This is a genomic window from Nostoc sp. UIC 10890, from assembly GCF_054786515.1.
In genome coordinates this window covers 4,181,259-4,200,069 of the sequence record NZ_JBSGKF010000001.1, presented here as the reverse complement: position 1 = coordinate 4,200,069, position 18,811 = coordinate 4,181,259, and the positions used below count along the sequence as shown (strand labels likewise).

Below are 18,811 nucleotides of genomic sequence, written 5' to 3'. Positions count from 1 at the left end.
CCAAACCAGGAGTTTCGCCTACCGTAGGAAAAATTAAAGAATTTATTCCCTTAATCTTACCGACGAATATTTATTTTAGACTCACAATACCAACTCAGTAAAATCAACTAGTAGCTGACTTAACTTTTGGGGTGTGAATATCTGAAAAATTTAAAATTCCTACATTTTAGCGTAACACAACGACCCTGAATTTGAAGCCCAATCGACTGCTAAATTTCAAATTTTTTAAAGAGCTATGACTCAATCTGAAAAAATTTAGCCCTACCCATTGGCGAAAAATTTAAATTGCACCTGTTTTGTCAATAAGTAATGTTACTTAACTTTTGTTTTGAACTGTGGCGGTAAAGGTGAGATGAGAAACTACTTAATACAATTTAATCTGAGTATTTATTCTCATGTACAGAAAATTTATGTTTTAAGTTAGTTTAAAATCTGAGTTCTCACAAATCAAGCATAATTACTTATTGACAAACCCACTTCTAACCTTAATTATCACCCATAGACTCATAAATATGGGATTACCTTATGAAAACTTTGCGCTGGCACAGGGTTATCTTAAAATGAGTATAGGATATGTAAACTTTCGTAACCTAAGTCAGAGTCCGCCCATCCATGACCCCAGCCACCTCCCTGTTTACCCCTGTGGAAGCAGACCTGCGACTACTAGCAGATAACCTAAAACAGCTAGTTGGAAACCGCCACCCCATTCTGTTTGCAGCAGCCGAACATTTATTCGGAGCTGGGGGAAAGCGTATCAGACCAGCAATTGTCCTGCTAATATCGCGGGCAACAATGTTAGAACAAGACATTACACCGCGTCACCGCCGCCTAGCTGAGATTACAGAAATGATTCATACAGCAAGTTTGGTACATGACGACGTGGTAGATGAATCAGACGTGCGGCGAGGCGTTCCCACTGTTCATAGTTTGTTTGGGAATCGCATTGCCATCTTAGCAGGAGATTTTCTCTTTGCCCAATCGTCCTGGTATTTAGCAAACTTGGACAATTTGGAGGTGGTGAAACTGCTCTCAGAAGTCATTATGGATCTGGCTACTGGAGAGATTCAGCAGGGACTAAATCGTTTTGATGCTGGTATCTCTATTGAAACTTACATTGAGAAGAGTTACTACAAAACAGCTTCGTTAATCGCTAACAGTTCTAAAGCAGCTGGATTGCTCAGTGAAGTCTCACGAGAAACTGTTGAGCATCTGTATAGCTACGGTCGTCATTTTGGTATAGCATTTCAAATTGTTGACGACATTCTAGATTTCACCAGTACAACAGATACCTTGGGTAAACCAGTGGGATCGGATCTCAAAAGTGGTAATCTGACTGCACCTGTTTTATTTGCTTTAGCAGAAAAACCATCTTTAGAAGTGCTGATTGAACGAGAGTTTGCTCAAGAAGGTGATTTAGAGCAAGCACTAGCATTAATTCAAGACAGTCAAGGTATACAGCAGGCGCGAGAGCTAGCTGCTCACCATGCTAAGTTAGCAATTGAACATCTTGCAGTTCTTCCACCCTCAGAATCCCACCAGGCATTAATTAACATAGCTGAGTACACACTGAGTCGCCTCTATTAAATCAGTTCTCAGTTATCGGGTAGAAAGTGGAGATTTAGACCCAAGTGAAACTTTCCACCTGTTATTAAGGGAACTTCAAAAAATAAATTCAGTAGCTCGAAAAGTTCTGCAATGCCTACGCTAAAACTCTAATAAGCTGTTCCATATCTGACTTTTCACGTCATGTGGAATCAAAGATCCTCTAAAAGGGAATGGAGAGAGTTCAAAGCCTCTCTCCTACAAAACTACAGTGTACACACAAATCTTAAAAATTTAGTTTGAGAAGACTTTCCTCGTTCCTATACTCCGTAGACTGTTGGTCTTTTTATTTAGATAAAATAAGTTTTGACATTGAAGTAAGAACGACGCCAGATGCTCCACTTGGGATGCATCCTAAGACCGCACTGGCTCCTTTCTTTGTGTCTCGTGTCACTTTCCGCAACGCTCGATAGCGTAGCGTTAGCGACGCAAAAGCGTCTGACTCGCTTGCCGCCGGCGCTATCGACACAAATTTTTTTATCCTAGTGGGCAATAACCCGCAACTAAAGTTTTTATTAATACTTCTTTCATATAAAGCCTTCTGCCCTCTACCTTTCTTTGTAACACACTCTATTGGTATGACAGATATTAGCTAATGTTAAAAACCTTTAGAAATTATAAGTTTAGAAGCATAGACAAATTAATTGTTTATCCACCAATTGATAGTTAAACTGATACAAATTTAATTTTTATTGTATCAATTAATATGCCAAGAAAAATTCTACTATTAATTATGTTTTTTAGTAGTAGAATTAGCATTTTGTTGTGAGATTACATAGTAATTATTGACAATAGAGCTTATTCACAAATTAAAATCTTTTTCTTGTAAAGATTTTAACGCTGGAATCTGTCAAAAAAACGATTGCTATCTTTGAGAAAAAATACTTATGCTCATTGATGATGTTAATAACAATGTGCTGTCAGATAAACAGCTAAACGTCACTTCAATATCCTCATTAGATAGCTTTAATACGAAGGATGACTACAGCATTAACTTCAGCGGACGTAGTAGCCATAACTCAACTTCAACAGACTTGCAGTTGCTAAATAATGGTGACTCCGAAAATAGCATTGACGCTACTGCTAATGCTTTTAGCACTGGAAATTATAACTCCACCAATGGCTATGGCTTGATTAATGGGGCAGCAGCAGTGGCTAGAGCTACTGGTCAGAATACCTTTGCTGATGTTCCTAATCTTGGTGGCAATAATTGGGGAGCAGACCTTGTTAAAGCACCAGAAGTTTGGGCACATGGATACACAGGTCAAGGTGTTGTTGTTGCTGTTGTAGATACCGGGGTTGACTACAACCACGAGGATTTGAGGAATAATATCTGGACAAATACCAACGAAATTGCAGGTAACGGTATAGATGATGATGGCAATGGTTATATTGATGATAATTACGGCTGGAACTTCTCTGGTAACAACAACAACACCCTAGACATAAACGGTCATGGCACCCATGTTTCCGGCACGATCGCAGGAGAAAATAATAACTACGGTGTCACTGGTATTGCATACAATGCCAAGATTATGCCCGTCAAAGTTTTAAATGACTCTGGCTCTGGTTCCTATAGTTCCATCTCGAAGGGTATTCGCTACGCTGTGGATAATGGAGCTAATGTAATTAATCTCAGTTTAGGAGGCGCATCTGCCAATCGTACTCTAGAGTCAGCTATTAACTATGCCAGCAGCAAAGGAGTGATTGTTGTCATGGCAGCAGGTAATGATGGTGACTCATTACCAGACTATCCCGCTCGTTATGCATACAAGTCGGGAATTGCAGTTGGGGCAGTAGATAGAAATAATAATATGCCCGACTTCTCTAACCGTTCTGGAACGAATGAAATCTCCTACGTCACAGCCCCAGGAGTCAAGGTCTACTCCTCAGTTCCGAATAATCAATATGCTACTTATAATGGCACTTCTATGGCTACTCCCCACGTTGCTGGTGTAGTTGCTCTAATGCTTAGTGCTAACCCCAACCTTACTGATGCCCAAGTACGTCAGATTGTCACAGAAACAGCAGTAAATACTACACAAACTACAAGTGCTAGGTTTAATATTTCTAATGTCAATTCTCTAGCAAGTCAGGTGATTGCAGAGACATCAAGAAATAATACACAAAGTACAATCTCTAGTTCTAATAGTTACAATTTTGCTTCTCTAGGGAGTCAGGCAATGTCTGGCGACAACCTGCTACGCGTCTATACACAAACCGCAAGTTATCTCACATCACAACAGACAATTTCTAGGTTTAATAATTCCGATATCGGTTCTCTGATTGGTCAGGCAATTACAGAAACTACAAAATATCTGACACCAGAAACCATCGCTAGTTTTAATAATTCCAATGTCGGTTCTCTGATTGGTCAGGCAATTACAGAAACGGCAAAATATCTGACACCAGCAACCATCGTTAGTTTTAATAATTCCGATGTCGGTTCTCTGATTGGTCAGGCAATTACAGAAACTACAAAATATCTGACACCAACCGCAGGTAATAACGGATTAGCCAATCCAGAATTATGGTCGCAATTTCAAAACTATGAGAAGATTCTGGGCAGCACAAACATGGATAGCAATGAGGATGAAAATAATCTTGATTTTGGCAAACTGCTAGAGGAAATGCAAAAACAAATAGATCAGTATAGAAAATTCTTAGGTATGGTTTGAAAATTGTAGCGATTTGCAGTTCAGTTCAATAATGCTTGGTTAAGAAAATCAACCAACCAACTCCTCTGTTGTGAATGAATGTAAGGGTTTAGCAATGCTAAACCCTTACGTTTTAAGTGTGGGTTGTGGGATGCGTAGGTGTAGCCAACCCAGGCATCGCTTTTTGTGAATCGCTTTTAAACTGGAATAAAAATAAGAGAGGCTACAAACCTACCTAACTGAAAAGGCCTCGTTAAACCGTCGGGTCACAGGCTCAGTGATGAATGTCAAAATTGACTTTTTACGAGTGACAATTTCACCTGTAGCGGCCATTCCTGGTGTAAATGCTACTTCCTGACCCCGCACGTTTACGGTGTGTTTACCTAACTTAATTCTTGTAGGAAAAACTAAGCCTAATTCTTTATCAACAATTGCATTCGGACTGACTTGCATGACTTCGCCCTCCACAATACCAAATTCCTGGAAGGGGAAAGTTGCCATTTTCACTTTTGCCTTCATTCCTTGACGAATAAACCCAATATCGCGGTTGAGAACTTTCACCTCTAGGAGCATTTCTTCTCCTTCCGGCAAAATTGACACCAATTCTTCACCCACTTGTACTGGCCCTTTGGTGGCTTTGACTCTATAAATCGTACCCGCAACTGGAGCCTCAATGGTTTCTAATGCTTGCTGTTTTCTCGCCTGTTCTAATTGACCTTGAACAGTTGTCAGTTCTTCTTTACGCTTGTTGAACTGAGTCAAAATTTCACTTTGGCGTTCTGATGCTACACGCTGGGCCTGACTGCGTGCAGCGTTGTAAGCTTGTTCTGCTTGGCGAATTTCTTGGGCTTGGGCAGCAATATCTTTTTCTAATGATGTGACTTTATCTTGAGCCTCTGTGATTCTATTTTGGGCGTTAATCACTTCATCTTGTGATCTAGTGATTTCTGTCTTTGCACGAGTTAATCTTTCTTGGGCATCCAAATAATCGACACGAGGTACAGCGCCAGGAGTAATTAGGGTGCGTAAGCTTTTTTCCCTTTCTTCGGCGAGAGCCAAATTACTTTCAATTTTAATGCGGATGCTATCTGCGTTGGCAAGGTTGGTTTTAGCATTTGCAACGCTGGTTTTGGCATTAACTAAGTTGTCTTGCAATCTAGTCAACCGGACTTTGGCTTGATCAATAAGTGCTATTTGGCGATTTGCTTCTGCTTCCGCCCCTGCTTGACGCGCTTGGTAGTCTTGCAAACGGGAGGTTAAAAGTTCATCTTGTAGTTTCGTCCCAGCAGTTTTGCCTCCAATACGTTCTGCATCCAAACGTTGCAAATCGTCTTGAATCAATCTGGTAGAGTTGGCTAGGCGGGAAACATCGGTTTTCTGCAAGTCAGGATCTTTTTGAATCAGAATTTGACCTTTAGTAACGCGATCGCCTTCTTGTACTTTAACAGCGACAATTGACCCTCCACCCAAAGATGTCACGGGTCTTACCTGTGTAGAAGCAATTAATTCCCCTGGTGCTGTTGCTACTTCATCTATTTGCGAGAAGTACGCCCAGGCGATCGCTCCAAATACAATAGCGCTCATCGTTCCCGCTAATAATCTAGTGTACAGGGGTGGCAATTCCTGTACCGCTTTACCTAATTCATAAGTGAGTTGTTCCTCTGGTTGCGCGAATCGCTCTTTTGTCTGACGTGCTTGTGCAGCATTTACCATATATTTTTGTCCTTTGTCATTCGTTATTTGTCATTTGTCATTTGTCATTTGTCATTTGTTATTTGTTATTCACTAATGACTATTGACCAATGACTAATGACTATTCAAACTGCTAAATAGCGCCGCAAAAAATTTTCTAGTGTCTCCAATTTAAAGTTATAAATCGCTTCTAAATTGGCAATTTCATCTTTTGTACAGAAAAATTCATTTGCTAGCAATGTGCGATAAGTTCCCAAAGCTTTTTGGATTTGAGGATTAAATAAACCCAATGCACCTTGTAATCCATCAATTACAAATAGTGGTGAATTAATTATTACTGGCTCTTTGGCAAAGATCCGACCAAAAATTCGGGGAATATCTTCTCGCAATAAAATCTCCGGGCCTCCAACGGGTAAAATCTGTTTGCGAGCGCCTTCAACCGTCACAGAATCCACTACTATCCTTGCTAAATCATCGGTACTGACAATTGAGGTACGGTTTTTGCGATCGCCAACCAGCAGATACAATCCCGTTTCCCGAAATCGTTCTACTAGTGGCAGCAAGTTAGATGCTAATCCAGCTGGGCGTAAAATAGTGTAATTCAAGCCACTAGCTGCCAAATATCGCTCTACTGCTCGTTTGGCTTTGAAAACGGGAGCGTCTTCATAACCGCGATCGGCTCCCAGTACGGAAATGAAAACAAAATGCTCGACGCCATTGGCTTTTGCCTGGTCGATAAGTTCAATATTGGCGCGGTAATCTAAGGATAGGGCATTGCTATCAGAACCGTGGGCGCTGATAATATACCGCATACTCCGACTTGCTTTCTGGATATCTTTTTCGTGTAGCAAATCACCAATGAAAATTTCTGCACCCCGGTGTTCTAACTCGCTGTAGCGCGAGTTAAGGCGGACAAATGCCCGCACAGACTGTTCTCGTTGCCGTAGGAGTCGCACAACTCTGCGACCAATTCCTCCCGTTGCTCCAGTTACCAGAAACATATAAATACCTAAATTGAATAGTTACAGGGTTTATGTATGCAATAGAGTCTGACCTCTCTCCAAACCTCTCTCCTTTTAGGAGAGAGGCTTTGAATCTTACTCCCCTTCCCTAGTAGGGAAGGGGCTGGGGGTTAGGTCTCTATTAGCCAATAAGTCATACCTTATTTATCTTAATACTCTAAAAATTATCCCCTATATCTTTGTCGATGCAGGGGATGGATGGAGAGTGAAAGGAAGGTGGATTGGTTACGAAGATGTAGCTTTTAAAACTTCAGTACATAATAAAACTTCAGCACATGAGGGACACCTCCCTTTACCTTTCCTTATGCGTTTCCGTTTGGAATTTGTGGGCTGGAGAGAGAAAGATGGTTGTCTCTCTCTTTTCTCGCGTCGAGACTTGTGAAGCAAAAATAAATCAAACTATATTACGTTAAGAAGATTTGTAGGTTGGGTTGAACGGAGTAAAACCCAACAAAGCCCTGAAAATGTCGGGTTGCGTTCCTCAATCCAACCTACATTGGAGTTATTTTTTAGGCAAAACCTAAGCAGTATTGGGCTGAGTTGGAATCTTTGAAGAAGGATTTAGAGCATTATGTGGAAAAGCCCACGAAAAACCTAACCCCCTTCCCGCTTCAAGAAGGAGGAAAATTCAAAGTCTCTCTCCTTTTAGGCTACGGTGTACACACAAGTCTAAAATAGCTGATTAACCAGGGTTCGACCCACCCTAACCCTCCCCGATGCATTGGCTACGGTGTACACACAAGTCGAAAAAAGATCAATTTCCCATTTTTCTCTCGTTTATCTCGTTCCTATGCAGAGCAATAGGAATGCCTGATTAGGGGCTGCTGCTCTAGTCAGATATTGAGTCAGAGACTCAATGAATGCATTCCCAATCTCCGACTGGGAACAGGAAATGCTTATCAAGCTAGGTTTTTAGGACTTGTGTGTACACCGTAGCCTTAAAAGAAGAGAGAAATAGAAGAGAGGTTTTCCAGATACCGTGAAAAGTCAGCTTTTTAATTGTCGTTTGTAGGGCAGGGAATAGACTTTTCTCCTGACCAATCTGTAAGAGTATCTTCATCTTTATAATGTCGAGGAGTTTGTAGCAGCAAGTACCAAGCCTCCCCAGCATCCAATAAATTAAAGCGTTCAGGATAGTGAGTTTCTAACAGATCCCTAACCAGACAATAGTAATCAGAGTTCATTCCTGGAAAAATATGATGTTCAGTATGGTGAGAAAAATTTAAATGCAACAGGTCAAATATTTTATAAACCCGGAGAGACATACTATTAATCAGTGGATCGTTAACGCTGGTCATTCTACAAAGTAAATGATTTGTATAAATATAAAACATTACTCCAGCATAACCAATTGCAATCGGTAAAAAGTAACCAAGTATGAGCTTTATGGGTTCAAATTGGAGATAAATGAGGATACTCAGATGAATCATTATCATCATTAATAATTCACCTGCGATCGCCCGACGATCTTTAGGACTGACTGTAAATGCAGCAGGAACATAATCGACGGATTCATGATTGAAAAATAGCACAGATGTCAGATTGCGAAAAGTATGTACTCCCCAAGCAGAAGTCATTCCCACTGTGAACCATATCGGATTGACTTCAGTAGAAGGCACAAATAAGTCTTGAATCCATTTTCCCCAGGTTGCAGGCTGTTCATATAAGTAATTGCGATCAGGGTCGCCCAAATCATTAGTGTGATTATGATGTACTCTATTATGAACTGCCTTCCACAACGTTGGTGGCATCCACAACATTGTTAGCCCTAAAAAGCTAATAATATAAGATAATCGGGCGTTTTTAATCACGCTACCATGCATCAGATCGTGAGTGCTAAATAGTAAGACAACCACGCTGTTGCCCATAACGATGGTTAGAGGTAGATAAAGCCATAAAAGATATGGCGACCAACAATCTAGCCGAGCCGCTATCATCCAACCTAGAATCAAAATAGCCAGATTAATGAACAAGATAACTAATTTACTTGGATCGGGGATAAATGCTTCAGGTGGAATTAGGGAACGTAATTCTTTGGCATATATTTTCTGATGAATTAGTTTCTGCTCGGTACTAATAGTCATAAATCATTGTCACGTAAAGAATTTAAGCAAGCACAGTTTTGCGGAAAATCCTAGTGTTTTAAACTCGGACGATTCAATTCGCAGTAGGCCAGCTTATCACCATATCACAAAATATTTTTACAAGAGACATATTGCAGAATTTTGCCTCATAATAAATTCTGCGGCTCATAGCTAAAGTCATCTTAAACTGGCTGAGATTATTGTTTTACAAGCATTTTCTGCTGGTAAATACACAAGTTGAAAAAAGCCCGATTTTCCTTTGTTCTCTTGTTACCATGCAGAGTAGGGGAACGAGGGAAGTCTCATCAAGCTAGGCTTTTAGAACTTTTGTGTACAATGTATGCTAGAGGCTAGACGAAAGTCTGTGAAAAGTTTTCCTAATTTGCAATCCCCCTACATCTTTGTAGATGCAGGGGTAGTCATGAAATATTGGTTATTAATCAATTTGTGGGCGCTATTCACCGATTAATTCCACTTGTCGCAGGTGTGATGTCTACGATGGGCTACGCTTACGGACTATGTATGCTTTGTGTAAGCAGCCCATCTTCAAACTATTCAGATGCTTTATTATTAGCTCTATTGGCACGCGCCTCAGCTGAAGCCATCACTTCATCCATATTTTCTAAGACTTCGCCAGGGAAGTTTTCCAAAACTCTGGTAGAAAGAGCAACCCGCCCTTTACCTTCATCCAAGTCAATAATTACAGCTTTAATTGGCTGACCAACTTGAAATACTTTTTCAAGAGATTCAATGAATTTTTGGCTTACCTGCTTAATATGAAGCAAGGCACTCATGCCACTTAAATCGACAAATACACCAAAAGGTTTGATGCCGGTAACTTTGCCTTCTACCAGTTGACCTAGTTCTAATAAACTGAAGTTGCTAGAACGAGTTGCTAAACGCTGAGAAAGAATGAGTTTGTTGGTGTTTTTATTAATTTCCAAAAAACCCACAGTCAGATTTTGACCTTTGAGTGCTTCTAAATTATCACGTTCGGCGAGGTGCGATCGCGGAATAAATCCCCGCAAGGAGAGAATATCAACGGTGACACCACCTTTATTCACACCCATAACCCGTACTTGCACAGTCTGAGCATTTTCCTGCATTTCGGCCAGTCGTTCCCAGATGTGCTGAATTTCCAACTGCTTTCGAGAAAGGGTGACTTGACCTTCTGCATCCTGATCTCGGATAATCAAAAACTGCATTTCCTCTTGCAATGGCAGCACCTCCGATAAATCGGTAACTGCTCTCAAAGAAGCCTCATCGCGCGGCAGAAAAGCTGACGACTTGCCACCAATATCAACGTATGCACCATCATGGTCAAGTTGGAACACTTTGCCATGTACAATCTGTCCCTTTTGAAATTGGTAGTCGTGTTTTTCTAGTGCTTTGGCAAAATCGTCCATTGTAAATGACGAATTGGCTGTTTGAGAAAGTTTCGATTCGGAATTCATGACTTTTGAAGATTAATTGTTATTTGATATGGTGCCACTGGAGTTTAGATTGTCATTTGTCACTTGTCATTCGTCAGTTGTCCTTTGTTATTCACTAATGACTAATGACTAATGACAAACTTGCCTGCGTATGCTTCAGTTTAGTTGACTAAAGAGTTGTTTTACTTGCTCCCAAGCATCGGCCGCAGCTTTAGGATTATAACTGGCACGATGGTCACAGAAAAATCCGTGATCAGCTCCATCGTAGCGAAACACGCGATGAGGAATTTTATATTTTTCTAACTCTGCCTCAATCTCGTCTACTTGTTCCGCTGGGATGCTAGCATCTTCTTTACCAAAGAAGCTATATAGAGTACCTGGAATTTCTCTGGTACGGGTGACAGTAGGAGCGCCGCCTCCTGGTGTACGGGTGGTAATTCCAGCACCGTAGAAGGAAGCTGTAGCTTTAATATTTGGCAAAGTGGCTGCAAGATATGCGACATGACCACCAAAACAGAAGCCAATACAGCCAAAGCCATCTTTTTTCACTTGGGGCAGATTTTTGAGGTAGTCAATTGCTAATTGAATATCGCTCAATAACTCTGATGCTTGAGTCTGCATGGCGTAGCTTCTGCCAGTTTCAATGTCTTCGGGTGTGTATCCGGTTTCAAAGCCAGGAGCAATCCTTTGAAAAAGCGCAGGTGCGATCGCTACATACCCAAGTTTGGCAATCCGTTCTGTAACTTCCCGAATGTGAACGTTGACACCAAAAATCTCTTGTAATACAACCACTCCTGGGTAAGATCCAGATTCTTTTGGTTCCGCCAGATAAGCAGACACTTGAATATTATCTTGCAAAAGATTAACCGTTGTGGTAATTGTTGCTTGCTCTGTCATAATAATTTTTACCAGTGCTGTGTAATTAGCTGTGTGTTTATTTGATATAACTATGCCAGTATGCCTAGGTTATTCCCAATTAAATTATCAATTACCAATAGTGAACGCATTAGAAATTTCTACCAGAAAAACTTTATATGTAAATAAAATATTCGATATGTAGCAAATGCATCTGGACACCAAAATAGTGCTGAGTGAAAAGTGCTGAGTAGACAAGCAACACTTAATACTCAAACCTCAGCACGGGCAAACGCCCCGCTAACAGCACTCATCAGCACTTAGTATTCAGGAGGTTTGGTGATGATTCAATTCCGTATTCAGCCAGACAGCGAAATTCCGGCATCAACCCAGCTGTTTAATCAAATCCGGTTTGCGATCGCTTCCCGGCAATATCCGCCTGCTTACAAATTACCAAGCACACGAGCGTTGGCAATGCAAACGGGGTTACACCGCAACACTATTAGCAAAGTTTACCGTCAACTGGAGGAAGACGGATTTGTTGAAAGTATGGCTGGTTCGGGAATTTATGTTCGGGCCCAAGGTCATGAGGGCGGTAGCAGGCTGCAATCACCAATTCTCAAACAGAATCCTGATGCATATCAAGTTGTCCAGCAAGCACTTGATGATCTGCTCTCTCAAGGATGTTCACTGAATCAGGCCAGGGAGCTATTTTTAGCGGAAATTGACTGGCGCTTGCGTTGTAGTGCGCGGGTATTGGTTGCAGTTCCATCTTATGACATGGGTGCTGGTGAGTTGATGGTATATGAATTAGAGCGATCGCTAAAAATCCCAGTCCAGTTGGTCGCAATGGAAGAATTAACAGCTGTGTTAGATAAAACTACCTCTGCGACAGTCGTCACAAGTCGGTATTTTATCAGTAATGTGGAAGCGATCGCAGCTCCAAAAGCTGCACGGGTAATTCCTTTGGATATCTACGACTACAGCAAGGAACTCAGCCTATTGAAAACCCTACCAAAAGAAAACTGTGTAGGCATAGTCAGCCTCAGTTCCGGCATTGCACGAGCAGCAGAAGTAATCCTCCACGGTTTGCGGGGGGATGAACTACTGGTGATGACTTCGCAACCAAAAGATGCCTATAAACTTCAGGCTATGGTAAAACGGGCTGAGGTAATCATAAGTGATCAAGCCAGTTTTGCGGCAGTGCAAGCAGCCGTGCAAGCATCTGATGAAGATATTATTCGTCCACCAAAGCTGATTAAGGTTGAAAATTATATCGGCGCTAACTCAATTAACTTGCTAAAACGAGAACTAGGTTTGAGTTAATCTCAAGATAATTCGACCAACATCTTTGAGAGCAATTGATATAGGAGGGATGGGATAGTGCAAATTGTAATTGTGGGCGCAGGCCCAACAGGTGCAACCCTTGCACTGCTCCTTGCAAAACGTGGTATTGCTGTAACGTTAATTGAAGCAGCAAAAGATTTTCATCGTGTATTTCGCGGTGAAGGATTAATGCCCAGTGGCTTAGATGCACTAGAGCAAATGGGTCTATCAGCATTGTTAGAGCATATTCCCCATCGACAACTCGACGCGTGGGAATTCATTATAGAGGACAAGCAGTTGTTTCGAGTTGATGAACCAATGGGGGCAACCCGACCCTGTACACTAGTTTCACAACCACCACTGCTCAAAGCACTGATTTCGGAAGCTCAAACCAATGATGGGTTTGAATTCATTCAGGGTGTTCCTATAAAGGATTTACTGTGGATTAAGCAACGTGTAGCAGGTGTATTACTTACGGATGGAAGAGAATTTGCTGCTGACTTAGTGGTTGGGGCAGATGGTAGAAATTCTCTTGTGCGACAACGTATAGGATTGGAGTTGGTACGTCAGCCTAAAAATATTGATATTCTCTGGTTTAAACTTGCCGCCAGCCCTGAGTTTGCAGCCGATAATGTGTTTCGTACTATTGTAAATAGCGATCGCGTATTCACCATCTTTCACGGAGCAGAATCAGGAAAACTACATCTGGCTTGGGTGATGTCCGCAACTGAAAACACTGACTCCAAACAAGCCAACTGGGCAGAGATTTTTGCCTCCTTATCACCCTCATGGCTAGCAGAGCATTTCCGTAATCATGCAGACACCATCGAATCCCCCATTCGGCTTTCTGTTGTAGTTGGTTATTGTCCCAAATGGCACGCACCAGGGGTACTGCTTCTAGGTGACGCTGCACACCCAATGTCTCCTGTCCGCGCTCAAGGAATTAATCTCGCATTGCGTGATGTAATTGTCGCTGCTAATCATCTTGTGCCGCTGTTCCACAAAGAAAGTGGACACCAGGATATTGACATCGCACTATCGCAAATCCAAATGGAACGTGAGCCAGAAATTATCCGCGCCCAGCAACTCCAGTTAGAAGAAGCTAAACAAGGTGAACTACTGCGAAAAAATGCACTGCTGCGATCGCTGTTAATTCAACTTGCTCCCTTGCTCCGTAAAACAATTCAAAAGTCTTGGTCAAAGCGACAATATGAAATGCGTCAAGGTATTACACAGGTACACTTAACTGTCTAAAAAACCACTATTATTTATCCCACCTGTGCTTGTCGGGCATTAATTTGCAAAAACTCTTGTACCAGTCGTAAGTAAGTTGGCGCATCTTCCAACATTGGGAAATGGGCTGTGTTGGGAATCATCACAAATTCCACTTTCTCACTTAGTGCAGCGGCTTTCCGCCCCATCTCGGCTGGAATAATCTTGTCATACTCTCCGGCTACAAGCAGAGTCGGCACTGTCAGCTTGGCAAACTCTTGCGGCATCACTTCAGCTTGAGCTTTACTGACTGAAGTAAAAATTGTTCCTATCGCTGCATCGTAATCTGCTTCGAGAAAATCTTGCAAAAAAGCTTGACGCTCAGAATGTGGTATTGAACTATACAGAAATCTGGCCATAAACATCCGGTCAACAAATGGGATTTTGCTTAACCACTTGGGACGGAATTTCACCACATAGCCACCAAATTTATGAAAGGCACTAAAGGATTTTTCGTCGTACTCAAAAATGCCACTACAAGTTAAAATTCCTCGCTCTACTCGTTGAGGGTAGCGGTTAAAAAATAAAGTTGCAACAGAAGCACCCATTGAATGAGCATGGATGTAGACACGCTGAAGATGCAACCCATCTAACAAAGCTGCCAAATCATCAGCGTATTCCTCTAATTCATAAGTTAGCTCTTTGATTGCCTGTGATTCTTCCTGGGGGGACTCAGATTCGGCAATAGCTTCACTTGCTTGGGCTATGGTTGGCTTTCCGCGAGAACGACCAAATCCCCGCAAATCGTAGAGTAAACAATCAAATTGCTCCGATAAAGCATTAGCAGTATTTTGCCAATACCTAGCTGAACCAGCCCAACCGTGGATGAAAACCATCACTGGTTTTACTAAAGAACCAGATGGTTTTTTCACCCATTCGTAGTAATGCTCAACGCCACGAATATTAATATAAGGCATTAGTTACTTTGTCCTTTGTCAGTTGTCATTTGTCCTTGGTATATGGTTATTAGTCCTTAGTTTTTGACAAATAACCAATGACCAATGACTAATGACCAATGACTATTAAGCAGATTCTGGCTTCGGTAATGAAGATGGATGTATTATTAGTTCGGCAGTCGATCGCTTCTCGACCATTTCCCTGGTAACTGTACAGCGTGTCACATCCTTACGGGATGGTAACTCATACATTACATCCAACATCAATTCTTCGACAATACCACGTAATGCTCTCGCACCAGTTTTACGGCGGTAAGCTTCTTGAGCGATCGCTCGTAAAGCATCTGCTTTAAAATCTAACTGGACATTATCCATCTTCAGCAGTTTTTGGTACTGCTTAACTAGGGCGCTACGTGGTTGAGTAAGAATCGCCATCAGCGCTTCTTCATCTAGCGGATCTACTACTGCTACCATTGGCACACGCCCAATAAATTCTGGAATCATGCCAAATTTTACTAAATCATCCGGTTCTAGATGGCGAAGAGTATCTGCTGCTCGTTTCTCCTTCGATTGGCCTTCTCCTGGTTGCACAAAACCGATTGCTTTTTTGCCAACTCTCTGATCTACAATTTTTTCTAAGCCCACGAAGGCACCACCACAGACGAACAAAATATTACTTGTATCAATCTGGATGCAATCTTGATACGGATGTTTGCGCCCTCCTTGGGGTGGTACATTGGCGATCGTTCCCTCTAACATTTTAAGCAAAGCTTGCTGCACGCCTTCGCCAGAAACATCGCGGGTAATTGACGTGTTCTCGCTCTTACGAGCAACTTTGTCAATTTCATCAATGTAAATAATTCCTCGTTGCGCTTCCTCTATATCCAAATCTGCCACCTGCAACAGTCGCAGCAAGATATTTTCCACATCTTCTCCCACATACCCTGCTTCCGTCAGCGTTGTCGCATCGGCGACGGCAAAGGGTACATCCAAGATTTTCGCTAGGGTTTGTGCTAAGAGAGTTTTGCCGCAACCGGTCGGGCCAATTAACAAGATGTTGGATTTTTGCAATTCTATTGCGTCATCTGCCCCAGCTTTGCCACTGGCTTTAGACTGAATGACCGCCAGCCGCTTGTAGTGATTGTAAACAGCTACTGACAGCACTTTCTTCGCTTCGTCTTGACCAATAACGTGCTCGTCTAGATACTTTTTAATCTCTCTTGGCTTGGGTATTTGATTAAACGAAATACTAGCAGAGTGGGTGCGCCGTTTTTGAGGTGGCTCTGCTCTTGGTGCTGGTTGTGCGGCCGCACCATTGGTATCGAGTAATTCCTCGTCTAGTATTTCATTACACAAGTCAACGCATTCATCGCAGATGTAGACTCCCGGCCCCGCGATTAATTTACGCACCTGCTCTTGAGACTTGCCACAAAATGAACATTTCAAATGGGAGTCGTACTTAGACATACCAGCCTCTTATTTCAGAATGGTGACGTTTTCCCCTGCTGTGGGAAGATTTTGCCTGGAAATGACCTGATCAATCAAACCGTAGTTTTTCGCCTCTTCTGCCGACATAAAAAAGTCGCGCTCAGTATCTGCTTCAATTCTTTCTAAGGGTTGACCAGTATGGTGAGCCATTAACTGATTCAACTTAGCCTTAACGTAAAGAATTTCTCTGGCTTGAATTTCAATGTCAATGGCTTGACCTTGAGCGCCACCAAGTGGTTGGTGAATCATAATCCGGGAGTCGGGCAGAGACATTCGCTTACCGGCAGCCCCTGCTGTCAACAAAAATGCCCCCATGCTCGCGGCTAATCCAAAACAGATGGTAACAACATCAGGGCGAATTTGCTGTATTGTATCATAGATTGCCATCCCTGCGTAGACCGAGCCGCCAGGAGAATTAACATACAGTTGGATGTCTTTTTCTGAGTCTTCGGCATCTAGGAATAACAACTGAGCCACAATTGAGTTGGCTACGGCATCGTCTATTGGTGTTCCCAAAAAGATAATCCGCTCTCGCAGCAGACGGGAGTAGATGTCGAAAGCCCTTTCTCCCATGCCAGATTGTTCTATCACCATCGGTACGATGTTGCTAGGGCTGCTCAACTGGGAGTTAATGTTTATTCGACTTAAGTTGCTGATGGGGGAATTTCCTGACTGCGATTCAAGCATACAAGCTTTCTTTGACGATAATTGAGGACAGATGTTTCAGCAGCAAATGCTGCCTTTTCGACGAATGGGATTTCTATAAGCTACGTGTTAACCATTATGCCTCATATAATTTCCTCTCGTTTAACACAGTATCAAGCCCAGGCGATAACAGGTGTCACTATTTGCCGAAAATTCATTAATTCTTTAATTATTCTGACTTTATCCCTGAGTCATGGAGCATAGGGCATGGGGCATTGGTTATTTCTTGCCCTACTTCCCTCATATCCCTTACCTTACCGATTTCACCAGTACTTTAACTCAGAACTGGTGAACTCATGGCGGTGGGATTTTTTATTATCCTTCTGTGACTTCTGTAGAAGTTTCGCTGTTTTCTTCTTCAGTCTGAGGTGCATCACCATCAGCATCAGATTCTGCGTCTTCTGTTTCCTCTGCGGGACTCAAAGAACCTTCGGGTACAAGTTCAACTGAGGAATGTTCTAAAAGCCAATCGATGATTTTTTCGTTTAGCAGCTCGTTTTCCACAATTGAGCGCAGTTTATCTTCATCAACGTCTTGCTCCTCTGGGTACTGTTCCAAAAGTTCTGTGACTCTAGCTGCGATTTCTTCTGGTGTTACCTCAATAGATTCGCGTTTACCGACTTCCCGCAAAGACAAGGAACGCTTGATGCGTTCAATTGCTTCAGTGCGCGATCGCTCCCGCAATTGCGGAATAATATCTTGAGTAAACAACTTTCTTACATCCAACCCTTGCTGAGACAGCCGGATTGCTGTTTGCGTTAGCATTGCATCTACTTCTTGCTCAACCAAGGTTAGTGGTAAGTCAACTTCTACATGCTTAAGCAGTTCCGTTAACAAGGCTTCCTGCTTATTTGTTTTTGTTTTGTCATCTGCCTCTTTTTGATATCGCTCTACCAAAGAAGCACGTAACTCCTCTAAGGTTTCAAAATCGCTGATTTCTTGGGCGAAATCGTCATTTATTTCTGGTAGCTCTTTTTCCTTCAGTTCTTTGAGCGTGACTGTGAAAGTTGCCGCTTTTCCAGCTAAATCTTCGTTAGCATACGGATCTGGGAACTGCGCCGCAATTTCTTTGGTTTCTTCAGGATTCATCCCTACTATTCCCGAAATAAAGCCTGGAATAAATTTATCTTCTTGCAATTCAACTTGAAAATCAGTTGCTTCGGCTCCGGGAATTGGTTCTAGTTCAGCTGTTTCGTCCTCACCCTCGGTTTTGGCGAATGAACCTTTAAAATCGACTACAGCAATATCACCGATTTGGGCTGCACGTCCTTCCACAGGAATCAATGTCGCCAATTCTTGACGTTCCTTATCCAGCGTGTTCTCCACTTGTTCTGGATCGTACTTGACTTCTTCAGCTTGGAAGAGTAAATCAGTGTACTGCACGAGATTTACTTCTGGTTCTACATCGACCGCCGCCGAAATCGTCAGGGGTTTTCCAGGTTCATAATTATTAATCAAATCCTCAAAAGAGGAGCGCAATTGCGGCTGACCGATTGCCGGGATAGCTTCTTGTTTAACTGCTTGCTCAATACCGTCTTGAATTAGTTCTTCCAGCGCTGCTGCCTTGATACGAGTTGTACCCAGCCGTTGTAGCAATATCGGCCGAGGTACCTTGCCTTTACGAAACCCAGGAATATTGGCAGTACTCGCTAAGTTTTTGATGACCTGTTCGTAAGTTTGCTTGGTAATTTCCGGCGTAATCTCTATTTCCAGGCCAATTTGGCTGGCGGGAAGTTTTTCCTGGGTGACTTTCATGCTTCGTCTCTAGTTTTCTGGTAT

13 protein-coding genes are annotated in these 18,811 nt (G+C 42.2%); 4 read left to right on the top strand and 9 right to left on the bottom strand.

What is annotated here, in order from left to right; genetic code table 11:
• Positions 1–612 precede the first annotated feature (612 nt).
• Together sds and ACWATR_RS17160 are read left to right on the top strand one after the other, a co-directional pair.
• Positions 613–1,584: a solanesyl diphosphate synthase gene (gene sds, locus ACWATR_RS17165; protein ID WP_460334755.1), complete on the top strand. Its 972-nt coding sequence runs from the start codon at positions 613–615 to the stop codon at positions 1,582–1,584.
• Between the two features lie 905 nt (positions 1,585–2,489).
• Entirely contained in the window at positions 2,490–4,280 is a 1,791-nt protein-coding gene (locus ACWATR_RS17160) for a S8 family peptidase (protein ID WP_460334752.1), read from the top strand.
• 210 nt (positions 4,281–4,490) lie between these two features.
• Here the strand turns inward: ACWATR_RS17160 and ACWATR_RS17155 are convergent, their stop codons facing one another.
• From ACWATR_RS17155 to ACWATR_RS17135, 5 genes are all read right to left on the bottom strand, one after another.
• Positions 4,491–5,972, bottom strand: a complete 1,482-nt coding sequence (locus ACWATR_RS17155) for an HlyD family efflux transporter periplasmic adaptor subunit (protein WP_460334749.1) — start codon at positions 5,970–5,972, stop codon at positions 4,491–4,493.
• Positions 5,973–6,076: 104 nt separating this feature from the next.
• Entirely contained in the window at positions 6,077–6,952 is an 876-nt protein-coding gene (locus ACWATR_RS17150) for an SDR family oxidoreductase (RefSeq protein WP_460334746.1), read from the bottom strand.
• A 1,016-nt stretch (positions 6,953–7,968) separates the two neighbouring features.
• Entirely contained in the window at positions 7,969–9,057 is a 1,089-nt protein-coding gene (locus ACWATR_RS17145; RefSeq protein ID WP_460334743.1) for a fatty acid desaturase family protein, read from the bottom strand.
• Between the two features lie 551 nt (positions 9,058–9,608).
• Positions 9,609–10,511: a S1 RNA-binding domain-containing protein gene (locus ACWATR_RS17140; RefSeq protein WP_069071406.1), complete on the bottom strand. Its 903-nt coding sequence runs from the start codon at positions 10,509–10,511 to the stop codon at positions 9,609–9,611.
• Between the two features lie 135 nt (positions 10,512–10,646).
• Positions 10,647–11,387 carry a dienelactone hydrolase family protein gene (locus ACWATR_RS17135; RefSeq protein WP_460334740.1) on the bottom strand — a complete coding sequence of 247 codons (741 nt, stop codon included), beginning with the start codon at positions 11,385–11,387 and terminating at the stop codon, positions 10,647–10,649.
• A gap of 300 nt (positions 11,388–11,687) precedes the next feature.
• Here ACWATR_RS17135 and ACWATR_RS17130 point away from each other — a divergent pair, with 300 nt between their 5' ends.
• Both ACWATR_RS17130 and ACWATR_RS17125 read left to right on the top strand, forming a co-directional pair.
• Positions 11,688–12,671 carry a GntR family transcriptional regulator gene (locus ACWATR_RS17130; protein ID WP_460334737.1) on the top strand — a complete coding sequence of 328 codons (984 nt, stop codon included), beginning with the start codon at positions 11,688–11,690 and terminating at the stop codon, positions 12,669–12,671.
• Between the two features lie 54 nt (positions 12,672–12,725).
• Positions 12,726–13,925, top strand: a complete 1,200-nt coding sequence (locus ACWATR_RS17125) for an FAD-dependent oxidoreductase (RefSeq protein WP_460340470.1) — start codon at positions 12,726–12,728, stop codon at positions 13,923–13,925.
• Positions 13,926–13,939: 14 nt separating this feature from the next.
• Here ACWATR_RS17125 and ACWATR_RS17120 read toward each other — a convergent pair whose 3' ends face one another.
• The 4 genes from ACWATR_RS17120 to tig all read right to left on the bottom strand — a co-directional run bounded on the left by ACWATR_RS17120 (position 13,940) and on the right by tig (position 18,787).
• Positions 13,940–14,860 carry an alpha/beta fold hydrolase gene (locus ACWATR_RS17120; RefSeq protein WP_460334734.1) on the bottom strand — a complete coding sequence of 307 codons (921 nt, stop codon included), beginning with the start codon at positions 14,858–14,860 and terminating at the stop codon, positions 13,940–13,942.
• 105 nt (positions 14,861–14,965) lie between these two features.
• Entirely contained in the window at positions 14,966–16,306 is a 1,341-nt protein-coding gene (gene clpX / locus ACWATR_RS17115) for an ATP-dependent protease ATP-binding subunit ClpX (protein ID WP_181927898.1), read from the bottom strand.
• Positions 16,307–16,315: 9 nt separating this feature from the next.
• The gene (gene clpP, locus ACWATR_RS17110; RefSeq protein WP_181927897.1) at positions 16,316–17,014 is read right to left on the bottom strand and encodes an ATP-dependent Clp endopeptidase proteolytic subunit ClpP; all 699 of its coding nucleotides are present in this window, start codon (positions 17,012–17,014) and stop codon (positions 16,316–16,318) included.
• A gap of 333 nt (positions 17,015–17,347) precedes the next feature.
• Positions 17,348–18,787 (bottom strand): trigger factor, encoded by a 1,440-nt coding sequence (gene tig / locus ACWATR_RS17105; RefSeq protein ID WP_460334730.1) that lies wholly within the window; start codon positions 18,785–18,787, stop codon positions 17,348–17,350.
• Between the last annotated feature and the right edge of the window lie 24 nt (positions 18,788–18,811).